At 67.9% G+C, this 20,959-nt stretch carries 19 protein-coding genes; 8 read left to right on the top strand and 11 right to left on the bottom strand.

The window, feature by feature from the left end:
- Positions 1–137: 137 nt before the first annotated feature.
- The 5 genes from QNI11_RS03645 to ettA all read right to left on the bottom strand — a co-directional run bounded on the left by QNI11_RS03645 (position 138) and on the right by ettA (position 4,726).
- Positions 138–635, bottom strand: coding sequence for an RbsD/FucU family protein (locus QNI11_RS03645; protein WP_254698342.1), 498 nt, complete (start codon positions 633–635; stop codon positions 138–140).
- A gap of 236 nt (positions 636–871) precedes the next feature.
- Positions 872–1,078: a cold-shock protein gene (locus tag QNI11_RS03650; protein WP_005860647.1), complete on the bottom strand. Its 207-nt coding sequence runs from the start codon at positions 1,076–1,078 to the stop codon at positions 872–874.
- A 339-nt stretch (positions 1,079–1,417) separates the two neighbouring features.
- Positions 1,418–1,624 carry a cold-shock protein gene (locus QNI11_RS03655; protein ID WP_100927809.1) on the bottom strand — a complete coding sequence of 69 codons (207 nt, stop codon included), beginning with the start codon at positions 1,622–1,624 and terminating at the stop codon, positions 1,418–1,420.
- A gap of 241 nt (positions 1,625–1,865) precedes the next feature.
- Positions 1,866–2,912 carry a glycosyltransferase family 2 protein gene (locus tag QNI11_RS03660; protein WP_283982383.1) on the bottom strand — a complete coding sequence of 349 codons (1,047 nt, stop codon included), beginning with the start codon at positions 2,910–2,912 and terminating at the stop codon, positions 1,866–1,868.
- Between the two features lie 158 nt (positions 2,913–3,070).
- Positions 3,071–4,726 carry an energy-dependent translational throttle protein EttA gene (ettA, locus tag QNI11_RS03665; RefSeq protein WP_100927807.1) on the bottom strand — a complete coding sequence of 552 codons (1,656 nt, stop codon included), beginning with the start codon at positions 4,724–4,726 and terminating at the stop codon, positions 3,071–3,073.
- 289 nt (positions 4,727–5,015) lie between these two features.
- Between ettA and QNI11_RS03670 the strand changes: the two genes are divergently transcribed.
- The 3 genes from QNI11_RS03670 to dacB all read left to right on the top strand — a co-directional run bounded on the left by QNI11_RS03670 (position 5,016) and on the right by dacB (position 9,762).
- Positions 5,016–7,490, top strand: coding sequence for a methyl-accepting chemotaxis protein (locus QNI11_RS03670; protein ID WP_283982384.1), 2,475 nt, complete (start codon positions 5,016–5,018; stop codon positions 7,488–7,490).
- Between the two features lie 108 nt (positions 7,491–7,598).
- Complete coding sequence (locus QNI11_RS03675) at positions 7,599–8,201, top strand: nicotinate-nucleotide adenylyltransferase (protein ID WP_283982385.1); 603 nt, start codon at positions 7,599–7,601, stop codon at positions 8,199–8,201.
- Between the two features lie 58 nt (positions 8,202–8,259).
- The gene (gene dacB / locus QNI11_RS03680; RefSeq protein ID WP_100927804.1) at positions 8,260–9,762 is read left to right on the top strand and encodes a D-alanyl-D-alanine carboxypeptidase/D-alanyl-D-alanine-endopeptidase; all 1,503 of its coding nucleotides are present in this window, start codon (positions 8,260–8,262) and stop codon (positions 9,760–9,762) included.
- Positions 9,763–9,933: 171 nt separating this feature from the next.
- Here the strand turns inward: dacB and QNI11_RS03685 are convergent, their stop codons facing one another.
- Both QNI11_RS03685 and QNI11_RS03690 read right to left on the bottom strand, forming a co-directional pair.
- Positions 9,934–10,362: a L,D-transpeptidase gene (locus QNI11_RS03685; RefSeq protein WP_100927803.1), complete on the bottom strand. Its 429-nt coding sequence runs from the start codon at positions 10,360–10,362 to the stop codon at positions 9,934–9,936.
- Between the two features lie 176 nt (positions 10,363–10,538).
- Positions 10,539–10,961, bottom strand: coding sequence for a tellurite resistance TerB family protein (locus QNI11_RS03690; RefSeq protein WP_005860662.1), 423 nt, complete (start codon positions 10,959–10,961; stop codon positions 10,539–10,541).
- A 119-nt stretch (positions 10,962–11,080) separates the two neighbouring features.
- Here QNI11_RS03690 and QNI11_RS03695 point away from each other — a divergent pair, with 119 nt between their 5' ends.
- Positions 11,081–12,661, top strand: a complete 1,581-nt coding sequence (locus tag QNI11_RS03695) for a lysine--tRNA ligase (RefSeq protein WP_100927802.1) — start codon at positions 11,081–11,083, stop codon at positions 12,659–12,661.
- 99 nt (positions 12,662–12,760) lie between these two features.
- A complete protein-coding gene (locus QNI11_RS03700; protein ID WP_254698341.1) occupies positions 12,761–13,192 on the top strand; it encodes a DUF4864 domain-containing protein in 432 nt (143 codons plus the stop codon).
- Positions 13,193–13,346: 154 nt separating this feature from the next.
- On the opposite strand, the gene QNI11_RS03705 is transcribed toward QNI11_RS03700, so the two are convergent.
- The 3 genes from QNI11_RS03705 to QNI11_RS03715 form a co-directional block, all read right to left on the bottom strand.
- Positions 13,347–14,507: a lipase family protein gene (locus QNI11_RS03705; protein ID WP_100927800.1), complete on the bottom strand. Its 1,161-nt coding sequence runs from the start codon at positions 14,505–14,507 to the stop codon at positions 13,347–13,349.
- 10 nt (positions 14,508–14,517) lie between these two features.
- Positions 14,518–14,913: a DUF6795 domain-containing protein gene (locus QNI11_RS03710; protein WP_157814925.1), complete on the bottom strand. Its 396-nt coding sequence runs from the start codon at positions 14,911–14,913 to the stop codon at positions 14,518–14,520.
- A 212-nt stretch (positions 14,914–15,125) separates the two neighbouring features.
- Positions 15,126–15,806, bottom strand: a complete 681-nt coding sequence (locus QNI11_RS03715; RefSeq protein ID WP_283982386.1) for a hypothetical protein — start codon at positions 15,804–15,806, stop codon at positions 15,126–15,128.
- 185 nt (positions 15,807–15,991) lie between these two features.
- Here QNI11_RS03715 and parA point away from each other — a divergent pair, with 185 nt between their 5' ends.
- Together parA and QNI11_RS03725 are read left to right on the top strand one after the other, a co-directional pair.
- A complete protein-coding gene (gene parA, locus QNI11_RS03720) occupies positions 15,992–16,630 on the top strand; it encodes a ParA family partition ATPase (protein ID WP_100930845.1) in 639 nt (212 codons plus the stop codon).
- Between the two features lie 46 nt (positions 16,631–16,676).
- Positions 16,677–17,546, top strand: coding sequence for a DUF6206 family protein (locus QNI11_RS03725; RefSeq protein WP_283982387.1), 870 nt, complete (start codon positions 16,677–16,679; stop codon positions 17,544–17,546).
- Between the two features lie 165 nt (positions 17,547–17,711).
- Here the strand turns inward: QNI11_RS03725 and fsa are convergent, their stop codons facing one another.
- Positions 17,712–18,365 (bottom strand): fructose-6-phosphate aldolase, encoded by a 654-nt coding sequence (gene fsa / locus QNI11_RS03730; protein ID WP_100927796.1) that lies wholly within the window; start codon positions 18,363–18,365, stop codon positions 17,712–17,714.
- Positions 18,366–18,677: 312 nt separating this feature from the next.
- Here fsa and QNI11_RS03735 point away from each other — a divergent pair, with 312 nt between their 5' ends.
- Complete coding sequence (locus QNI11_RS03735; protein WP_100930844.1) at positions 18,678–20,867, top strand: primosomal protein N'; 2,190 nt, start codon at positions 18,678–18,680, stop codon at positions 20,865–20,867.
- Positions 20,868–20,959 lie beyond the last annotated feature (92 nt).

Genomic DNA, 20,959 nt, shown 5'->3' on the forward strand with positions numbered 1-20,959 from the left:
GCTTCGGGGCCACCGGCAGTTCGGGTTGCGGTTTGCGTGTCTTGCGAGCCATTCTTGGCACCTCCTTTGACAAGATTAACCTGTGCTCTATCAGGAGGTTCCACCAGTACGGAATACGTGACCGGAGTGTGGCAGGATCACCCCGGCGGAATGATGCCCTTGGTCAGCAGGATGTTGCCGTAAAGCCTTGTTTCCCCGGTCTGAATCACGGCGAAACTACTTTTGGCCCGGTCGTAGAAGGCGAATCTTTCGGCGCTGGTAATCTTCGTTGGGTTATCGGAAACGCGGTCGATAATGCCTTGGAATTCCGCGACAATCTCGGGCACGGCGTCCGCATCGCCCACGACCTGCATGGTATAGGCGGGATCCGGGATGAAGCTGTCGAGCGGCATCAGCGTCAGAACCGCGTCCAGAACGTCGGTCGCCGGGATGCCGTCGAGGCGATGCACCTTGCAGCCCATTGAATAGGCCGGGAAATTCGCATCGGTGATGGCGAGCACATCGCCGTGGCCCATGGCACGCAGCGTGTGGAGGATGTCGGGGGACAGGATAGCCGGGATATTGCGTAACATGGCGCCATGAAGCGCGAGAACGGCGAAACTGGCAAGTGTAAATGGCGCGTCCGCGCCGTTCATCCTGCCGCGTTAACGTTTGCGAAAGGTGAGTCCCGGCCGGTTTGGCCCCCCGAACCGGCCGGTTGGTAACCTTTTCGGGAGAGGCGCTGCCGCACAGGCCCAGAGGCGCCGAAAGCGCCCCGAATCGTCTGCATCCGGAAGGGGACCGGCATGACCGGAGCCTGCGGCTCGACAGTCCTGGTGCCGGAAGGGGAGGGGCCCCGTCGCGCGAGCGGCGCGGAGCCCCGAAAGCGTGCTCAGAGCAGCTCGAGGTTGCCTGCGGACTGCTTGCCGTCGCGGCCGGTCTGCAGCTCGTAGCTGACTTTCTGGTTGTCGGCGAGGCCGGTCAGGCCGGAACGCTCGACTGCGGAAATGTGGACGAACACGTCCTTGCCGCCCTCATCCGGCTGGATGAAGCCATAACCTTTGGTGGTGTTGAACCATTTCACGGTGCCTTTGGCCATCGTGATGTCTCCTGTCTTGTTCCGCACGCGGGAGTGCTGCGGGTCGGCGTAGGTCAGAGCAAAATCGGTGCTCTGTCGCCGTATGAGGGAGACAGGTAGGCGATCTGGTAACGTAGCAAGGGCAATCGTATCTCAGATCTGGTGATTCTGAGCAAGAGAGATTGCGTTAACGTTGTGTTGAACGCGCAGCGCGACAGGCGCTTTTCGGCCTGAGCGTCAAATCTGCGTCGTCTGGCGCCGTTCTTTTCGGCGCCGTAGACATCGGGCGCGGCGGTCTGCGCCCGAGCCGCAGGGAGAGGGCACTCTCCCTGCGTCCGGTTCTGCCCGAAGGCAGAGTCGTCAGAGCAGCTCGAGGTTGCCTGCGGACTCTTTGCCGTCACGGCCGGTCTGCAGCTCGTAGCTGACTTTCTGGTTGTCGGCGAGGCCGGTCAGGCCGGAGCGCTCGACTGCAGAGATGTGCACGAACACATCCTTGCCGCCGGATTCCGGTTGAATGAAGCCGAAGCCTTTGGTGGTGTTGAACCATTTCACGGTGCCAGTGGCCATCGTGTGTCTCCTGATAGATTTACCGCACGCAAAATCGCTACGGTCCGGCGTAGGTCAGAGCAAAATCGATGCTCTGTCGCCGGATGAGGGAGACAGGGAGGCGATAGTGGTAACTGCAGCAAGACGGCGTATGACAGGTTGAGGGCCCGGACGCAAGGGGGAAGGTGTGTCGCCTGTCAGCGGGGTATCTGTGCGCTGTCGCGGGACCCAAGGGGCCGGGATCGCGGCGCCGGGGGGCCGATCAGTGGCTGGCTGCCGACGATTCCTCTTCGGGGCCAGGGCTGCCGGGGGGCATCCGGTGTCGCCGTTTGCCGAGGCGGGCGCCTTTCGCGAACAGCAGCTTTCCCAGCCGCATCGGGCGTGCCTGAGGGTGCGCGGGGACTTCGTCAGACGGTGCGCCAAAGGCCACGGCATCGCAGAGCCGTGTTTCCAGGTCGTGGGACGGCGCGGGCTGGCGGACGACATCGTTCAGGGCTTCGGACCCGTAGTGATGGACAAGGGTGGTCAGCAGGGCGTCGTGATCGGACTCCAGATCCGCCATCTGGCGCCAGTGCGTGGCGTAGCCTTCGCCGTCCGCGAGCCGGTCATTCGCGGCCAGTCCCGTCGCCAACTTTGCGCGGAGCTGCGCGGTGGAGCGGATCGGCAGGTGCAGGACACGAATCCCGCAATTCACGGACCGGGCGTACTTGTGCTTGCCGAGAAACCGGTGATTGCCCTGGGCGACGGTCAGGTCCCGGTCGGCAATCGCGAGGTTGATCGCGGACTTGCGGATCCAGATGGCCGTGTCGTGCCAGCGGCCGATACGGCTGTGCGGCTGCACATTGCCCTTCTCCAGCAGGACGGCGTTGTCCCAGAACATGTGCACGCATTGTCTGAACGACCAGCGCCGCAGGGTCCTGCTGAGGTGCTTGCGGGAGCGGACATCGAGGTACTCGTCGGCATCCAGAAAGAACAGCCAGCCGGTTTCGCCCCTGGCCACAAGCTCGTTCTTCACGGAGGTCATGAGCCGGCCCTGGGCCAGCTCTGGCTCCTCGAAGGGACGGACGTCCAGGTTCGGGTGCCTGGCCGCCAGTTCCGCCAGCTTCTCGCGGGTGCCGTCCGTGCTCAGGTGATCGTAGATGATGCACTGGTCGAAAATCGACGTGATGTGCGCGATCCAGGTTTCGATGATGTCGATCTCGTTGCGGACCATCCCGGTGCAGAGGAGCCGCCTGTGGGGCCTGCGCGAGACGACGCGCCAGAGGGGGTATGCGCCGGACGGGCGCGCCGAATTCGGTCTGCGGGCCATGGGCGTCTGTCCTCTGCGGCGGAAAGTCATTTGAAAACGGGTCGTGCTGAAAATGCAGGGCCGGGATTGCGCGGCCGCACTCCCGAAGATCGTAACAGATCCGGCCGGGTTTCGCCATCCGGCAGGGCAGGGTGGGCTGGCCGCCCACCCTGTATTGCTCAACGCGTGAACTTCTTGTGCTTCAGGCGCTTCGGTTCGAGGGCGTCGGCGCCGAGGCGGCGTTTCTTGTCCTCTTCGTAGTCCTCGAAGTTGCCTTCGAACCATTCCACGTGCGCCTCGCCCTCGAAGGCCAGGATGTGCGTGCAGATCCGGTCGAGGAAGAAGCGGTCGTGGGAGATGACCACGGCGCAGCCGGCGAAGTCGACGAGGGCGTCCTCGAGGGCGCGGAGGGTTTCCACGTCGAGGTCGTTGGTCGGTTCGTCGAGCAGGATGACGTTGCCGCCCTCCTTCAGCAGGCGCGCCATGTGCACCCGGTTGCGTTCACCGCCCGAGAGCTGGCCCACCTTCTTCTGCTGGTCGCCGCCCTTGAAGTTGAACGCCCCGCAGTAGGCGCGGGAGTTCTGTTCGGCGTCGCCCAGCTTGATCACCTCGGCCCCGCCGGAGATCGCCTGCCAGACGGTGTCGGTGGCGTTCAGGTCGTCGCGCGACTGGTCGACGTAGGACAGCTGCACAGTATCGCCCAGCTCGACCGTGCCGGCGTCGGGTTTTTCCTGCCCGGTCAGCATCTTGAAGAGCGTCGACTTGCCCGCGCCGTTGGGGCCGATGACGCCCACGATGCCGCCCGGCGGCAGCGAGAAGGACAGGTCCTCGATCAGGAGCTTGTCGCCCATCGCCTTGTTCAGGTGCTCCACCTCGATCACCTTCGCGCCGAGGCGCGGGCCGTTGGGGATGACGATCTGCGCCCGGCCGACACGCTCGCGCTCGGACTGGTTGGCCATCTCGTTGTAGGCCTGGATCCGCGCCTTGGACTTGGTCTGGCGGGCCTTGGCGCCCTGCCGGATCCAGTCGAGTTCGCGTTCCAGCGTCTTCTGCTTGGCCTTGTCCTCGCGGGCTTCCTGTTCCAGCCGCTTGGCCTTCTGTTCGAGCCACGAGGAATAGTTGCCCTCGTAGGGGATGCCGCGGCCGCGGTCGAGTTCGAGGATCCAGCCGGTGATCGAATCGAGGAAGTAGCGGTCGTGGGTGACGATCAGGATGGTGCCCTTGTACTCGATCAGGTGCTGCTGGAGCCAGGCGATGGTCTCGGCGTCGAGGTGGTTGGTCGGTTCGTCGAGCAGCAGCATGTCGGGCGCTTCGAGCAGCAGCTTGCAGAGCGCGACGCGGCGCTTTTCACCGCCAGAAAGGGTGGCGACATTGGCGTCGTCCGGCGGGCAGCGCAGCGCCTCCATCGAGACGTCGATCTGGCTGTCGAGATCCCAGAGGTTCTCGGCGTCGATCTGGTCCTGAAGCTGGGCCATCTCGTCGGCGGTCTCGTCCGAGTAGTTCATCGCCAGCTCGTTGTACTTGTCGAGGATCGCCTTCTTGCCCGCGACGCCCAGCATGACGTTTTCGCGCACGGTCAGGCTCTCGTCGAGCTGCGGCTCCTGCGGGAGGTAGCCGACCTTGGCGCCTTCTGCGGCCCAGGCCTCGCCGGTGAAGTCCTTGTCGATGCCGGCCATGATCTTCATCAGGGTCGACTTGCCGGCGCCGTTGACGCCGACGACGCCGATCTTCACGCCCGGCAGGAAGGACAGGCGAATGTTTTCAAAGCACTTCTTGCCCCCGGGATAGGTCTTGGAGACGCCGTCCATGTGGTAAACGTACTGGTAAGAGGCCATAACATCGCTCCGCTGAGGGTGTCGGTTTCGTGCGCAGTACCGCATGGGCCGTGAAGGTGCAATCCTGAGCGGCGGGACACCTGCGGGCCGCCCTGCCATCAAAGCGGCGGGATGGGCGTTTTTCCAAACGATTGCAGGGCCTTGAGGGGTGGCGCGCGGGGATCAGGCCCGGCGCCCCTGCGATCGGTTTTCGATTAATTCGATCTAAAGACTTCGCGATCATGAATAGCCCGGACCGACGGGGCCGGAGGGCCGCGCCCGTCCAGACCCATTTTCGCCGGAGAAGCCGATGACGTCCGAAACCCTGTCCCGCAAGACCAAGGCGATGAACCTGAAGTGGAAGGTTCCGCTGCAGATCGCGATACCCACGCTTGCGATCGTCCTCGCCGTTTCGGCCTTTGCCTACTGGCAGGCGGCGCGGGCGCTGGAAGAGCGGCGCAGCGCGGTGCTGGAGGCGGTCATGGAAGAACGCCAGGTGGCGCTTCGGGAATGGCTGGCGCAGATCGAGACGGACATCATCCTGATGGCCGAATTCGACAGCACCGGGGATGCGCTGAACCGCTTTACGCGGTCGCGCCGCCTTGTGGGGGAGAATCCGGACGAAACGCTCCGCCAGCTCTATATCGACGAAAACCCCAACCCGGTGGGGGCGAAGGACGAGCTGATGACGGCACGGGACGGATCGCTGTGGTCGGAGGCGCATGCACTGTTCCACCCGGACCTGCGCCGGTTCCAGCAGATGCGGGACTACAATGACCTCTTCCTGTTCGATCCGGACGGCAACCTCGTCTACTCGGTCGTCAAGGGACCGGAGTTCGCCACGAATTTCGTGACCGGCCCCTATGCCGACAGCGCTCTGGGCAGGGTCTTCCGGGAGGCCCTGGCGCTGGAGGCCGTCGACGCGGTGTTCTCCGAGATAGAAGCCTACGCCCCGAGGGACGGTCTGCCCGCCAAGTTCGTCGCGGCACCTGTGCTCAACGCGGAGGGTGTTCTCCTGGGGGTCGCGGCGCTGCAGATCAGGGTCGAGGAGGTCGGCACGATCCTCGGACAGACGCCGTTCCTCGGCCGGACCGGCCTGATCTACGCGGTCAATGGCGAGGGGCTGGCGCTGACCGCATCGCAGCACCCGGGCGGGCACGGCATTCTCGACCCGCTGCCGGACCTGCCGCAGGTCATTGCGACGCGCCAGAACGAGACCTTCTTTTCGGACGACGTGACGGGGCTGTCGGGCAATCCGGCGCTGGCGCTGGCCGACAGCTTCGAGGTCAACGGCACGGACTGGCACATCGTGATGGAGCAGGACCGGGAGGAGGCGATGGCCACCGAGAACGGGCTGTTCGTCACGACCGTGGCGCAGGTGCTGATCGTGCTTGTCATGGTGATGGGCGTGGCGATCGTGGTGGCGCGGATGCTGACCGGCCGGATCGGCGACCTGTTGCAGAGCGTGCGCCGCATTGCAGACGGCGACTACCATACGGAAGTGGCGCAGGCCGGCACGACCGACGAGATCGGCGACATCGCCCGCGCGCTGAACGGCTTCCGCGAGGACCTGTCCCAGGTCGAGGCGGCGCATGCCCGCGAACAGCAGAAGGCGGCCCAGCAGGCGAAGGCCATGGAGGCGCTGCGCGAGGCGCTGGTCAAGCTGGCGGACGGCGATCTCGACTGTGCGATCCGGCAGACGCTGGACGGCGACTACGCGCCGCTGAAGGAGCACTTCAACGCCACGGCAGAGTCGCTGTCGGCGATCATCGAGGAGTTGCGCTCCAGCGCGATCTCCATGGAGACGGACATCGACCGGCTGGGCGAGGGGGCGGAACAGCTCTCCTCCCGGACGGAGAACCAGGCCGCCACGCTGGAAGAGACGGCAGCCGCCATGGACCAGATCTCGGCCAGCGTGAACTCCACCGCCCGTGGCGCGAAGGAGATCGTCGGCGCTATCGGGGTCGCCCGCGACCAGGCGGAGCGCGGCGAAGAGGTGCGGGGCCGCGCGGTGCACGCCATGAGCGCGATCGAAAGCTCCTCGAAGCAGATCGCCCAGATCATCGGGGTGATCGAGGACATCGCCTTCCAGACCAACCTTCTGTCGCTGAACGCGGGCGTCGAGGCCGCGCGGGCGGGCGAGGTCGGGCGCGGCTTTGCGGTGGTCGCCTCCGAGGTGCGCGCACTGGCGCAGCGGTCGTCGGACAGCGCGTCGGAAATCCGCAGCCTGATCACCAACTCCAGCGAGAACGTGTCGAACGGCGTGCGGCTGGTGTCGGAACTGGGCACCGCGATGGAGGGCATCCTGCACGAGGTCGTCTCGGTCTCCGAACGGGTGCAGCACATCGCGGTCGGCGCGGCAGAGCAGGCGCAGGGCATCGGCGAGATCAACAACGGCATCTCCATGCTCGACCAGGTGACCCAGCAGAACGCCGCGATGGTGCAGGAGAGCGTGGCCTCGGGCCGCGGGCTGAAGGACAAGGCGGTGGGGCTGCGCAGCCTCGTGGCGCGGTTCCGCACCCAGGGCACCCCGGGGACAAAGCCCCGGCCGGTGGCGAGGGACGCAGGCCCGGCCGCAGCCATGTCCGAGAAGGCCCCCGCGCCCAAGCGTGCCGCACAGAAGACCCAGCCCAGGGCCGCCCGCCCCGCCGCGTCCGGGGGCGGCCATGCCGACACCGCGGACCTCGGCTGGGACAGTGCCGACGCCCGGCCCCTGCCTGCGAAAAGCGCGTCCCCGGTCCGTGCAGCCGCCGGCGGAGCCGCGCCGCTGTGGCAGGATTTCTGAGAAACGGCAGCGGCTTGACGGCGATCCGCTTGATCCGGGCCCCGGGAATGCGTAGGCCTGAAAACAGGAGCCACGCAGGAACAGGACCCGCGATTGAGACCGTCGGACATGCCATCCGCGTTCCGGCCCGGCGCCCGCGTGGGACTGCTGGGCGGATCGTTCGATCCCCCGCACATGGGGCACGTGCAGCTTTCGAGGGAGGCGCTGAAGCGTTTCGGCCTCGACCGGGTGGTGTGGCTGGTGAGCCCCGGCAACCCGCTGAAACCCCATCCGCCCGCACCCCTGGCCGAGCGGGTGGCGGTGGCAGAGGCCATCCTCGGCGGCCATCCCGCCATCTCCGTCAGCGACATCGAGGACCGGCTGGGCACGCGCTACACCGCCGAGACGCTGGCCGCGCTGACCGGGCTTTGCCCGCGTGTGCGGTTCACCTGGCTGATGGGTGCCGACAACCTCGTGCAGTTCCACCGCTGGGACAACTGGCACGACATCCTGGACCGCGTGCCGGTGGGCGTGCTGGCCCGTCCGGGCCACAGGCTCTCGGCGCAGAGGTCGGTCGCGGCGCGGACCTATGCCGATGCCCGTATCCCCGCCCGGGCCTCGCGGCTGCTGGGGTCGGCGGCGGCGCCGGCGTGGTGTTTCGTCAACATGCCGATGCGCCCGGACAGTTCGAGCGCGCTTCGGGCGGACGGCCGCTGGGGGTCGAAAACGTGAACGCCCGGGCCCAATTGCCCGGTTGCGGCGGGCTGTCGGATTGGCTTAGATCGCCGTCATGACCACCGGGGTTTCAAGACGTTCCTTTCTTTTCGGCGCGGGCGCCCTGGCGCTTTCCGCAGGCGGAGCCATGGCGCGGCCGCCAGAGGTGTCGCTCAGGCCGGTGGCCCGGGGCGACGACCTGCGGCTGCGCAACCTGCCCTCCATCGAGGAGATCATCGCGCGGGCGAAGCTCGACGGCACCGTGGGGTTCTGCGTCTCGGACGCGGCCACCGGCGAGGTGCTGGAAAGCCATGATGCCGAGATCGGCCTGCCGCCCGCCAGCGTCGCCAAGGCGCTGACATCGGGCTACGCGCTGGCCCATCTGGGCCCCGATCACCGCTTCGAGACGCGGGTGCTTGTGACCGGCGCCGTGACGGACGGCGTGGTGCAGGGCGACGTGATCCTCGCCGGCGGCGGCGATCCGACGCTGGAGACCGATCACCTCGCCACGCTGGCGCAGCGGCTGAAGGCGGCGGGCGTCACCGGCGCGACCGGCGGCTTCCGCGTCTGGGGCGGCGCGCTGCCCTACCAGCACGACATCGACACCGCCCAGCCCGACCATGTGGGCTACAACCCGGCGGTGTCCGGCCTTTGCCTGAATTACAACCGGGTGCATTTCGAGTGGCGCCGGGCCGGGGCCGAGTACGAGGTCACGATGGACGCGCGGTCGGGCGCGCACCGGCCGGAGGTGCGCATGGCGCGCATGGCCGTCGAGGCCCGGAGCATGCCGGTCTACACCTACAACGACGCCAACGGGCAGGACGCCTGGACCGTGGCGAAGGGCGCGCTGGGCTCTGGCGGGGCGCGCTGGCTGCCGGTCCGCAAGCCGGAGCTTTACGCCGGCGAGGTGTTCCAGAGCTTCGCCCGTGCGCAGGGCATCAAGCTGGGCGCGCCGCAGGTGATCGAGGATCTGCCCGAGGGGGCAGAGCCCGTGGCCCGCATCGAAAGCGGCCTGCTGACCGACATCCTGCACGACATGATGACCTATTCGACCAACCTGACGGCGGAGGTCGTGGGCCTGTCGGCCAGCCGGGCGCGCCTGGGGCGGTTGCCGCGCGACCTGCGCGAATCCGCGGGCGCGCTGAACGACTGGGCGAAGGAGAGCCTGGGCGTGCCGGAGATCGGGCTGGTCGATCATTCGGGTCTGGGCGACCTGAGCCGTGTGCCAGCCGCGCGGATGATGGAGGCGCTTGTCGCCCTGCACCGCGACAAGCAGCTGAAACCGCTGATGAAACCCTTCCTGATGCGCGACGCCCAGCGCCGCGTGATGGACAACCACCCGATCGCGGTCCATGCGAAGACCGGGACGCTGAACTTCGTCAGCGGGTTGGCGGGCTTTGCCGACCTGCCGAAGGGGCGGGAACTGGCCTTTGCGATCTTCACCGCCGATCTCGACCGCCGCGCCAAGCTGACGGTGGAGGAACGGGAACGCCCTGACGGCGCCTCGTCCTGGAACGTCCGGGCGAAGATGCTGCAGCAGGCGCTGATCGAACGCTGGGGCGTGCTTTACGAGACCTGAGCCGGGCGCTGGGCTTATCGGCTTCTGGTTGGCATCACGGCCCGCAGCGGGCCTTTTCCGGCCACGTCAACGGCCTCGCGTGCCACGGGCACCTGTCCGCGGATCGTTGCAAGGCCCGTCCGCCCGCGGAACGCAGGGTAGGGCGGGGCTTTGCGCCGCCCCGCCTCCGGCTCAGTTGGTGATGACCACGCGCATGTTCTGTTTGCCGACCTGCTGGGTCAGGCCGAAGAGCACGGCGGCGTGTTCCGGGTGCAGCCGCACGCAGCCCGCCGAGGCCGGACGCCCCAGGCGCGAGATCTGGTCGGTGCCGTGGATCGCGTAATTGCCGTTGAAGAAGATCGCGTAGGGCATGGGCGCGTTGTTGTAGAGGCTCGACTTGTGGTGGCGCGACAGCCATTTCGCCGACCAAGCGCCGCGCGGCGTGTACTTCCCGCTGCGCGCGGTCGAGACCGGCCACTGGTAGGCCACCTGGCCGTTGTAGATCACCGTCATGGTCTGCGACGAGATATCGACCTGCGCCACGAGCGGCGCGGCAAGCGCGCCCAGCGGCAGAAGGCAGGTCATCACCGCACCGAAGGCGGCAGCAAGAAATCGGTTCATAATTGTCCCTCCAGGAAAACGCGGGCAGCGCAATTGGCGAAAATATGCCGATCCAGAGGATACAATGCCGTTAACGCCCGGTCAGTCCGGGAATCCTGACCCCTGAGGGGTTCGCGGCGACATTCGCGCCGACCGATGCGAAAATGCCGCGGTCGGGCGCGTTTTCTGCGGCGATATCAGAGGGAAAGGTGACGCGCGCGGGCGCCGCGCTCGATCGCGGCGGCGTGCAGGCGATCTATGTTCAATTCGTAGCGAATCTCTTCGAGCAGCCTGAGTTCGGTTTCCCGCAGCGTGCCGTCGGCAGCCGCCACGTCGCAGGCCAGCGCATAGGCGGTCTCGAACAGGCGCTCGGGCAGGTTGTCCCGCATCAGGCCGAAGAGCGCGTCGAGCCCGTCTTCCTGGTCGAACAGCTCGAACACCAGCCGCGACATGGCGCCGATCCGGTCGTTGTCGTAGTCGGCGAAGACCGGCAGCAGGTTCACCGCGGAGTCGATCTTGACCAGTTCCGAGGTGCGGACGTTCTCGTCCGAGGCGGAGACCGCGATCATCAGGGCCACGAGGCAGTCCTGCGGGCTGAGCGGGTGTGTCACGTCGGTCATGGTCGAAGCCTTCGTCTGGTCAGCAAGTCTCGTATATCCGCTGTTTATTGACCCCGGCGCGCCGGGGCAATAGGAAGCGCGCGGTATCCACCCCCTGATGATCCCGAGGAGTTCCGGACATGTCCGATCTGCGTGACGCCGCCATGACGGCAAAGGCCTGGCCCTTTGAAGAGGCGCGCCGGATCCTCAAACGCTACGAAAAGACGCCGCCGGAAAAGGGTTACGTGCTGTTCGAGACGGGTTACGGCCCCTCGGGCCTGCCGCATATCGGCACCTTTGGCGAAGTGGCGCGGACCTCGATGATCCGCCGGGCCTTCCAGGAGATCTCGGACATTCCGACGCGGCTGATCTGTTTCTCGGACGACATGGACGGGATGCGCAAGGTGCCGGGCAACGTCCCGAACCAGGAGCGCCTGCGGGAGGACCTGCAGAAGCCGCTGACCTCGGTCTACGATCCGTTCGAGACGCACGAGTCCTTCGGCCACCACAACAACGCCATGCTGCGACGGTTCCTCGACACCTTCGGGTTCGAATACGAGTTCATCTCGGCCACGGAGTTCTACAAGTCGGGCCAGTTCGACGAGACGCTGCTGCGCGCGGCGGAGCGGTACGACGACCTGATGAAGATCATGCTGAAGTCGCTGCGCGAGGAGCGCCAGCAGACCTATTCGATTTTCCTGCCGATCCACCCGGAGACGGGCCGCGTGATGTACGTGCCGATGAAGAACGTCGATGCGGCGAAGGGCGAGATCACCTTTGACGACGAGACCGGGCGCGAATGGACGCTGCCGGTGACCGGCGGGCAGGTGAAGCTGCAATGGAAGCCGGACTTCGGCGCCCGCTGGGCGGCGCTTGGCGTCGATTTCGAGATGTATGGCAAGGACCATTCGACCAACACGCCGATCTACGACGGCATCTGCCGGGCGCTGGGGGCGCGTGCGCCCGAGCACTTCACCTATGAGCTGTTCCTTGACGACAAGGGGCAGAAAATCTCCAAGTCGTCGGGCAACGGCATCTCGATCGACGAGTGGCTGAGCTATGCCTCGACCGAGTCGCTGTCCTACTTCATGTTCCAGAAGCCGAAGACGGCGAAGCGGCTGTATTTCGACGTGATCCCGAAGGCGGTGGACGAGTATCACCAGCAGCTCCGGGCCTATCACGGGCAGGACGCCGCGGCGCAGCTCAACAACCCGGTGTGGCACATCCACGGCGGCGACGTCCCGGAAAGCACGCTTGTGGTGCCGTTCTCCATGCTGCTGAACCTCGCGTCGGCGGCCGGGGCGGAGGACAAGGCGGCGATGTGGGCCTTCATCAACCGCTACGCGCCCGATGCCACGCCCGAGACGCATCCCGACCTCGACGCGGCGGCGGGCTTTGCCGTGAAGTACTACGAGGACTTCGTGAAGCCGTCGAAGGTCTTCCGCGCGCCCGACGCGCAGGAGCGCGCGGCGATGGAGGACCTCGCGGCCCGGCTGCGCGGCTGGGACGGCGGCGCCGACGACGAGGCGCTGCAGTCGCTGGTCTTTGCCGTCGGCAAGGAGCACGGGTTCGAGAACCTGCGCGACTGGTTCAAGGCGCTGTACGAGGTGCTTCTGGGCCAGAGCCAGGGCCCGCGTTTCGGCGGGTTCATCGCGCTTTACGGCGTGTCGGAAACCGCTTCGCTGATCGAGACGGCACTGGCGGGCGAACTGACCGCCTGAGCGCCAGTCCGGCATCCTGACGCCTGACGGCGGGCGGTTGAAACTTTTGACCGGCCGCCTGCGTGCCTTACCTTGCGACACATGCAGGGGAGGCACGTCATGCGCGGATTGCTGAAATTGGTCATGCTGATGGGACTGGCGGGGATGCTGCTGGTCGGTGCGGTGAGCGCCGACGAGGAGGTGCAGCCCCGCGATCCCGCCATAGAGGGCGTCATCCGCCAGCAGATGGACGCCTTCATCGCCGAGGACGTCGAAAGCGCGTTCGAGTTCGCGGCCCCCAACATCCAGAGCATGTTCCGTACGCCGAAGATCTTCGGCGACATGGTGCGCAACGGCTACCCGATGGTCTGGAAGCCCTCGGGCGTGCTGTTCGGCGATCTCCGGATGATCGACGGCGCGCTGTGGCAGGAGGTCTATGTCACCGACGGACGCGGCCGCAACTTTGCGCTGGATTACCGCATGCTGGAGGTGGACGGCGCCTGGCGGATTTCCGGCGTGCAGTTCCTGCAGACGCCCGACGTGGCGGCCTGAGCAGGCCGGCATCGGCAGCAACAAGGACAGGGTGCAGTTGGTCTGGCCGGTGCCGGTGCTGGGCGACGTGGCGGTGACGATGCGCTGCGACGTGTGAGCCGTTCTTCGGGGGTGATAGGCCGCGTTCCCTGCCGGGGGCGCGGCCTTTGCGCGTTCAGGCCGCGCTCAGTGCCAGCAGGGCAGAGCGGCGCACCGGCGCCAGCATCATGTCGAAAACGGTCTGCAGGAACTCCACCGTCAGGTCGGCGGCGGTGACGGCGGCGCGCAGGGCCAGCCGTCCGCACATCCTGAGCGCCGCCTTGACGAAGCGCAGCGTGGTCTCGGCGATCTTCTTCGACAGGAGCGCGCCCTGGTGTATCGCCTCCACCATGCGGTCGAGCACGGTGATCCCGGCCGACAGCGCCAGCCCGGCCATGTTGACCATCCGCATGATGCCGCGCAGCGCCATCGACAGCGCGTGGTAGCCCAGCGCCGAGAAGCCCTGCGCCTTCTCCGCCAGCCCCAGCCAGTAGTCCGGGTCGCTCTTCTGCGCCAGCGGCGTGGCGGCGGGCCAGCCGGACGACGGCATCCGGTTGCGGTACTGGATGCGGTCGTGCGCGCGGGGCGTGATGTACGTGAAGCCGAAGTCGAGCCCTGTCGCCCCGGCGGCAAAGTGCTGGAAGGGCAGGACGGGCAGCATCGGCACCGGGTCGGACACGGAGTAGACCCGCCGCACGGTGCCCGGCGTCAGCACCCGGCGCAGTTGCGAGGACAGGCCGAAGCCGCCGATCCGGGGCGTGCCGAAGGTATAGAGCCGGCAGGCCGCGCCGCCCCTCAGCCCGTAGTCCGCCATGGCCAGCGTCGCCATCGCCCCGCCCAGCGAATGCCCGACGAAGTGCAGCGTTTCGGGCTTTGCTGCGTCGACGATGTGGTGCAGGTCGTCCTGGAAGGTCCTGTAGATCCGGTTGAAGCCCGAATGCACGATGCAGTCCCCCGGGCCGCGGTCCATCCCGAAGTTGAAGTTGGACACCCAGTCGCTGGCCGACACGCTGCCCCGGAACGCCACCACGAGGTCGCGCCCGCCGCCGCCGTTCCGCGTCTCGAACACCGCGCCGAAGCCCGAGGTGTCGCGCAGAGAGAACGCGCCGGACTGCCCGGTGAAGCCGGTGAGGGTGGAGAACTCCGACAGGTCCGCCGTACCGCGGCCCTTCTTCTTCTGCGCCGCCGCCAGCGATCCCTTCGCGCGCCACGTGGCCGCCGCGTCGTCGGTCGCCGCGGCAGTGTCGTAGGCGAGATCGGCGAAGGTGGCGGCCTGGCTGCCGGTCAGGAGGGTCATGGCGTGTCCTTCACTCGATCAGGGTGCAGGTGCCGAAGTGGATGTCGTCGGCGTGGGGCTCCACGCCGATGGCACAGCGGACGTTGAAGGGGCGGCCATCGGTTTCGGCATTCAGCGTCAGGCCACGGGTCGACAGGTAGAGGAACTGGAAGGCGCCGTCGGGCAGGTCGGCGTAGAAGTCCTGGGTCACCGCCTCGCGCGCGGGGATCATCTCGAAGATCCCGCGCTTCGGCGGCACGGCGCCGAAGGAGAACCGGCCCTCGGCATCGGTCACGGTGCTGTCCTCGCCCCGCTTGCCGCGCCAGAACCACGCGCGGCGCACCGGCGTGTCGGGAACGGGCGCACCGTCCGCGTCGACAAGCTGACCGCTCATCGGGGAGCAGAGGTATTCGTCAGCGCGGGCCATCGCCGTCTCCGCATGAAAAAGGATGAGGGCCGCAAGCGCGGCCCGGGCCAGGATCCGAACCAGGGTCTGAAAGGGCATATCGCATGAACTTTGTCCTGCCCTCCTGTCTACCGCTTTGCGCGCAAGGCGAAAGTCAGGAAAACCGGAGGTGGCGCAGGCTGTCCGGATACCGGTCAGGTGGTGGGTCTTTCGGGCGGGGCGGGGAGTCGCGTTCAGAACTCGGTCCAGAGGCCGAACTTCAGCCCCATGGAGCTGTCGCCGGTCAGCCCGTAGGTGCCGCCGACCTCTGCCTTCAGCCGCTGGCCGAGCGGGACCACGTAGGACGGCACGAGGCGGGCGAAGGCCGGGTCCCCCTGCCTGAGGCCGCTCTGCATCTGCAGGATCAGCTTGCGGTCGTCCTTCAGGTTCCGGCCCCATGTCACGTCCAGCTTCAGGTCGTTGCGCCCGGTGCCGGTGTGCATCTCTGCCAGCGCGTCGACCGAGACCCAGCCGCGTTCCAGCCCCCAGCCGACGGACAGCCCGGGCCGCACCACGGTGTCGGAGTCGATCCGGCCAAGGCCCAGCTGCGCCGCCACCTTCGGCCCTTTGTCCCGGTCGCGCAGCGGCGTCTGGAAGAACACGATGGTCTTGTCGCCGCCCGACACCGACCGCCCGAGGTCGAGCCCGAGGGTCAGCCGCGGCGTCAGCCCGTATTCGAGGTAGAAGGTCTGGTAATCCTCCGTTGGCCCGAACGCCGTGGCAAGGAGAAGGTCCTGCGGCCAGGACACCTGCGCCGAGACCATGGCAAACCCCGCCCCCTTCTCGCGCTGCCAGGCGCCCGCCTGCGCCGGGGCGCAGCCGAAGCAGGTCAGGACGAGGATGGTCACGGCAAGGACGGCGGCGCAAAGGCGCATGGCGCGACACTCCGGATACGGCAGACGTGGTAATCCTGGCGCAATGTTGGTTAAGGTGCCGTAAAGGCCCGGGTGCGGGCGGTTTACCGTCGGCGCGAAGTGTCGCGGTGCCGGGACCGCGGAAGGGGCTGGAACCGGCCATGCTGCAGGTGCACAATCGCGGCAGGCTCCCGGGGGGATGGACGATGGCAGGACAAGTGATAACCGTGGCCCAGCAGAAGGGCGGATCGGGCAAGACGACGCTGGCGGCGCATCTGGCGCTGGGGTTCCGGGCCGAGGGCAAGACCGTCGGGCTGATCGACCTCGACCCGCAGGGCAGTCTCGGGCGCTGGTACATGACGCGCTTCGAGGCGGACGAATCCGCCTGCGAGCGGCTGGAGTTCGCGACATCCTCGGCCTGGGGCATCTCGATGGAGGTGCGCAAGATGGTCAACGTCTGCGACGTGGTGGTGATCGACACGCCGCCGAAGGTGGACAGCGACCTGCGCCCGGCACTCCGCGTGGCGCATCTGGTCGTGGTGCCGATCTCGGTCGGGCACATGGACCTCTGGGCGACCGAAGGGGTGATGGACCTCGCCGACCGCGAGAACAAGCCGGTGCTCCTGGTGCTGAACCGCACGCGGTCGGGCACGCGCCTCGGCGCCGAGGTGATGGAGGCGGCCAGGAAGCTGGGCGCGCCGCTGGCCGACGCGGCGGTGGCGCAGCGGGTGGGCTACGCCGAGGCGATGGGCCACGGCCGTGGCGCCATGGAGACCCGGGGCCCGGCCCGCGAAGAGATCGCCGCCCTCGTCGCAGAGGTGGCGGAGCGGCTGAAACCGCGCTAAGGGCACCGGACGGCCCGCCCGGGCCAGAAGACGGAGGTGCCCCCTCATGGCAGGCAAAAGCACAGGTCGCACGACCGATCACGCAGACATCCTCGCGGCGTGGCGCGCCCATGGCGAAGCCGAGGGCCAGCCGGTTTCGCGGCTGGGCTACTTCTGCGCGCCCTTCCGCCCGGCAAACGGCCCGCTGGCCGACCGGGTGATCAAGGTCTACCGCGGCCTGCCCGACCCGGCGGTGATGGACCGCCTCGCGGCCTGCCACGACGACTACGTGGCGGCGCTGCACGCCGCCCGCGTGCCGCTGCCGGAAACGGAATTCCACCTTGTCGACATGGGCGCACAGGCGCGCGTGCCGGTGATCGTGCAGGAGGCGCTCGACCCCGCCGGCCTGATGCGCCCGCTGATGCAGAGCCGCCCACTCGACGAAACCGTGCAGATGATGGAGGCGGCGGGCCAGGTCATCGCCCGCTTCTGGCACTGGGCCGAAGGCTTCGACGGGCGCATCGGCTTCCACCCCTCGATCCGCAACTTCGCCATCGTCGACGGGGATGCGGTGTTCTTCGACACCTTCCCGCCGCTGATCCACTACAGCCGCGACGAGATGGGCAGGATGCTGCTCCAGTTCTCCGAAAAGCGGCTGATGCGCGTGGTGGGGCCGTTCCTGAAGGCGCGCGTCACCGGCATCCAGGACGAATGGTATTCGCCGGCGGAAACGCTGGTCGGGCTGGTGGGCTCGGCCTGCCGCCTGCGCCCCGACGACGCGGAGGCCTACCTCGCCTGGGGGCGGGAGTTCGTCGCGCGGGAAATGGCGCCCTGGGCCGGGGAGGCTCTGCCGGGCCTTCAGGACGCGCCGCGCCTGCCGGGCTACTGGACGGGGTTCCGCAAGATCCTCGGCCTGCAGGGCGAACCCAACGTCTGAGCCCCGGGCACGCCGCCCGCCCTTCATCTTGGCCGAAATACCTCGGGGTCCGGGGCAGCGCCCCGGTCCGCGCGTTCCGCAAGGAAAAAGGGTGGCGCAAAGCCCCACCCTACATGTCGTCGCGGCGGTCCCGCAGGGCGGGGCGGCGCCCCGCCCGCGAGTGCGTCAGACGATCTTGATACCCGCGTCCGCGGCGTCCTTGACGAACTGCGCGAGACCCTTGTCGGTCAGGATATGGTTCGCCATGGCCTTGATCACCGCCGGCGGGGCGGTGGCCACGTCTGCGCCGATCTTGGCCGCGTCGCTCATGTGGTTGGCGGTGCGGATCGACGCGGCGAGGATCTGCGTTTCGAACCCGTAGTTGTCGTAGATCTCGCGGATGTCGGCGATCAGCTCCATCCCGTCGAGGTTCAGGTCGTCGAGACGGCCGATGAACGGAGAGATGAAGGTCGCGCCGGCCTTGGCCGCCAGCAGCGCCTGGTTGGCGGAGAAGCAGAGCGTCACGTTGACCATGCGGCCCTCGTCCGACAGCGTCTTGCAGGCCTTCAGGCCGTCCCAGGTCAGCGGCACCTTCACGGCGATGTTCTCGGCGATCTCGGCCAGGCGGCGGCCTTCGGCGATCATCGCGTCGGCCTCGGTGGCGACGACTTCGGCCGAGACGGGGCCGGAGACGAGGTCGCAGATTTCCTTCGTCACCTCGAGGATGTCGCGGCCGGATTTCTTGATGAGGGAGGGGTTGGTGGTCACGCCGTCGACCATGCCGAGGTCGTTCAGTTCCCGGATGGCGTCGATGTCGGCGGTGTCTACGAAGAATTTCATGATCGGTCCCCTTGCGCGGCCTGATGAGAGTCCCGCGTGTCTTACCCCATGACGGGCGCCTCCGAAAGAGTTAGGTTTGCGCTAACGGAATGCCGCCGGATCCTTGCAGACCGGCAGGAGGGGCGTTGCTGTGTGTCCCGGCGACGTCACCGGGGGCAAAAGCCGGGTCACAGCGGGTCTCGGCGCGGTCCCCGGTCAGGCGTTGCAGATGTCGCCGCCCCGCCGTGACGGGACAGTCGGCAAGCCCATCCGCAGTGCGGTTGGCTGGCGCGGGTTATTGCGGTGGCCCCCGGTTTGCGCCATCTGTCGGGCATGCAGGAGTTCTTCGAACAGGGCGCGCGCGTCGGCGTGCTGACGGCGCAGCCGCTGGACCGGCTGCTGGATTACCGCGCGCCGGAGGGCGGCTGTTTCCTTGGTGCCTATGTCGAGGTGCCGCTGGGCCCGCGCAAGGTGCTGGGCGTGGTCTGGGGGCCGGGCGAGGGCCAGTTCGACGCCGCAAAGCTGCGCAGCGTGATCCGGGTGCTCGACGCGGCGCCGATGCGGGCCGAGATGCGCGCCTTCCTCGAAAAGGCCGGGGCCTACACGCTGACGCCGATGCCCGCGATGCTGCGGCTGGCGACCCGCGCGCCGGGGCTCGGCGACGGGCCGTCGATGCGCAAGGTCTACCGCCGGGGCGAGGGCGAGCCGGAGCGGATGACCGACGCCCGTCGGCGGGTGATCGCGGCCTCGGAAGAGCTGGGCGGCCTCGCGCTGACGCTGGGCGAGCTGGCGGAGGCGGCGGGCGTGACCTCTTCCGTGGTGAAGGGGCTGGTGAAGAGCGGCGCCATCCGCGAGGAGGAAAGCCCGCGCGACACGGCCTTCCCCGCGCTCGACCCCGACTATGGCGGCAAGGACCTGACGGAGGATCAGGCGGCGGCGGCGGATGTTCTGCGCGACGGTCAGCGGGCGGGCACCTATGGCACCGTGCTGCTGAAGGGGGTGACCGGGTCCGGCAAGACGGAGGTCTACCTCGAGGCGGTCGCCGAATGCCTGCGGCAGGGGCGGCAGGCGCTGGTCCTTCTGCCGGAGATCGCGCTTTCGGCGGAGTTCCTCGCCCGGGTGGAGGCCCGCTTCGGCGCGCGGCCCGCGGAGTGGCATTCCGGCGTGACCATGACGGAGCGGCGCCGCGTCTGGCGTATGGTCGGCGAGGGCCGCGCGCAGATGGTGGTTGGCGCGCGCTCTGCCTTGTTCCTGCCGTTCCAGCGGCTTGGGCTGATCGTCGTCGACGAGGAACACGACACTTCCTACAAGCAGGAGGACGGTGTCCTCTACAACGCGCGGGACATGGCGGTGCTGCGGGCCTCCATCCTCGGCGCGCAGGTGGTGCTGGCCTCCGCCACGCCCAGCCTCGAAAGCTGGGCCAATGCGGATGCGGGCAAGTACCGGCGGCTGGTCCTGACCTCGCGCTTCGGCGAGGCGGTGCTGCCGGAAATGCGCACCATCGACATGCGGCGGCAGGAGGTGCCCTCGAACCGCTGGATCTCGCCCGCGCTGGCCGCGGCGGTGAATGCGCGGATGGAGCGGGGAGAGCAGGCGCTTCTGTTCCTCAACCGCCGGGGCTATGCGCCGGTGACGCTCTGCCGGGCCTGCGGGCAGCAGATCGGCTGCGATCATTGCGATGCGCGGATGGTGGAGCACCGCTTCCTCAAGCGGCTGGTCTGCCACCAGTGCGGCGAGACGAAGCCCATGCCGGAGGTCTGCCCGTCCTGCGGCGCGGAGGACAAGCTGGCCGCGGTCGGCCCCGGTGTCGAACGGCTGGCTGAGGAAGCGCAGGCGCAGTTCCCCGAGGCGCGGATCGCGGTGCTGTCCTCGGACCTTTACGGCACGGCGCGCGAGCTGAAGGCGCAGATCGAGGGGATCGCGGCGGGCGGCGCGGACATCATCATCGGCACGCAGCTTGTGGCGAAGGGGCACAACTTCCCGCTGCTGACGCTGGTGGGGGTGATCGACGCGGACCTCGGGCTGCAGGGATCGGACCTGCGCGCGGCCGAGCGGACCTTTCAGCTCATGCGGCAGGTGGCGGGGCGCGCCGGGCGGGCGGAGAAGCGCGGCGAGGCGCTGTTGCAGACCTATCAGCCGGAGCACCCGGTGATCCGCTCGATCCTTGCCGGTGACGAGGAGGCGTTCTGGAGCGCGGAGGCCGACGAGCGCCGGCTGGGCGGGATGCCCCCCTTCGGACGGCTGGCGGGGATCATCCTGTCGGGGCCGGACGTGCAGGAGGTCTTCGACCTCGGCAACTGGCTGGCGCGCAACGACGGCGCGCTGCGGCGGGTTGGGGCACAGGTCTTCGGTCCCGCGCCCGCGCCCATCGCCCGGGTCCGGGGGCGGCACCGCGTGCGTTTGCTGGTGCGGGCCGAGAAGGGCGTGGCGCTGCAGGGGGCGCTGGCCGACTGGGTGCGCCCGGTGAAGCTTAAGGGCGACCTGCGGCTGGCCATCGATATCGACCCGCAGTCGTTCTTCTGACCGGCTTCTGACCGCGGCCGCCCTTTGCCGCACCGCGCCGCCCTTTCCGCAGGGGAAGGGCGGACGGGCGCATCCATAAGGCGATCAGGGCG

It is taken from the genome of Sagittula sp. MA-2 (assembly GCF_030126985.1).
Taxonomy (GTDB): domain Bacteria; phylum Pseudomonadota; class Alphaproteobacteria; order Rhodobacterales; family Rhodobacteraceae; genus Sagittula.

Bases quoted from the DNA above. Each gene is read 5' to 3' on its own strand.
- QNI11_RS03645 (WP_254698342.1), bottom strand. From the start codon at position 635: ATGAACGGCGCGGACGCGCCATTTACACTTGCCAGTTTCGCCGTTCTC.
- QNI11_RS03650 (WP_005860647.1), bottom strand. From the start codon at position 1,078: ATGGCCAAAGGCACCGTGAAATGGTTCAACACCACCAAAGGTTATGGC.
- QNI11_RS03655 (WP_100927809.1), bottom strand. From the start codon at position 1,624: ATGGCCACTGGCACCGTGAAATGGTTCAACACCACCAAAGGCTTCGGC.
- QNI11_RS03660 (WP_283982383.1), bottom strand. From the start codon at position 2,912: ATGGCCCGCAGACCGAATTCGGCGCGCCCGTCCGGCGCATACCCCCTC.
- ettA (WP_100927807.1), bottom strand. From the start codon at position 4,726: ATGGCCTCTTACCAGTACGTTTACCACATGGACGGCGTCTCCAAGACC.
- QNI11_RS03670 (WP_283982384.1), top strand. From the start codon at position 5,016: ATGACGTCCGAAACCCTGTCCCGCAAGACCAAGGCGATGAACCTGAAG.
- QNI11_RS03675 (WP_283982385.1), top strand. From the start codon at position 7,599: ATGCCATCCGCGTTCCGGCCCGGCGCCCGCGTGGGACTGCTGGGCGGA.
- dacB (WP_100927804.1), top strand. From the start codon at position 8,260: ATGACCACCGGGGTTTCAAGACGTTCCTTTCTTTTCGGCGCGGGCGCC.
- QNI11_RS03685 (WP_100927803.1), bottom strand. From the start codon at position 10,362: ATGAACCGATTTCTTGCTGCCGCCTTCGGTGCGGTGATGACCTGCCTT.
- QNI11_RS03690 (WP_005860662.1), bottom strand. From the start codon at position 10,961: ATGACCGACGTGACACACCCGCTCAGCCCGCAGGACTGCCTCGTGGCC.
- QNI11_RS03695 (WP_100927802.1), top strand. From the start codon at position 11,081: ATGTCCGATCTGCGTGACGCCGCCATGACGGCAAAGGCCTGGCCCTTT.
- QNI11_RS03700 (WP_254698341.1), top strand. From the start codon at position 12,761: ATGCGCGGATTGCTGAAATTGGTCATGCTGATGGGACTGGCGGGGATG.
- QNI11_RS03705 (WP_100927800.1), bottom strand. From the start codon at position 14,507: ATGACCCTCCTGACCGGCAGCCAGGCCGCCACCTTCGCCGATCTCGCC.
- QNI11_RS03710 (WP_157814925.1), bottom strand. From the start codon at position 14,913: ATGGCCCGCGCTGACGAATACCTCTGCTCCCCGATGAGCGGTCAGCTT.
- QNI11_RS03715 (WP_283982386.1), bottom strand. From the start codon at position 15,806: ATGCGCCTTTGCGCCGCCGTCCTTGCCGTGACCATCCTCGTCCTGACC.
- parA (WP_100930845.1), top strand. From the start codon at position 15,992: ATGGCAGGACAAGTGATAACCGTGGCCCAGCAGAAGGGCGGATCGGGC.
- QNI11_RS03725 (WP_283982387.1), top strand. From the start codon at position 16,677: ATGGCAGGCAAAAGCACAGGTCGCACGACCGATCACGCAGACATCCTC.
- fsa (WP_100927796.1), bottom strand. From the start codon at position 18,365: ATGAAATTCTTCGTAGACACCGCCGACATCGACGCCATCCGGGAACTG.
- QNI11_RS03735 (WP_100930844.1), top strand. From the start codon at position 18,678: ATGCAGGAGTTCTTCGAACAGGGCGCGCGCGTCGGCGTGCTGACGGCG.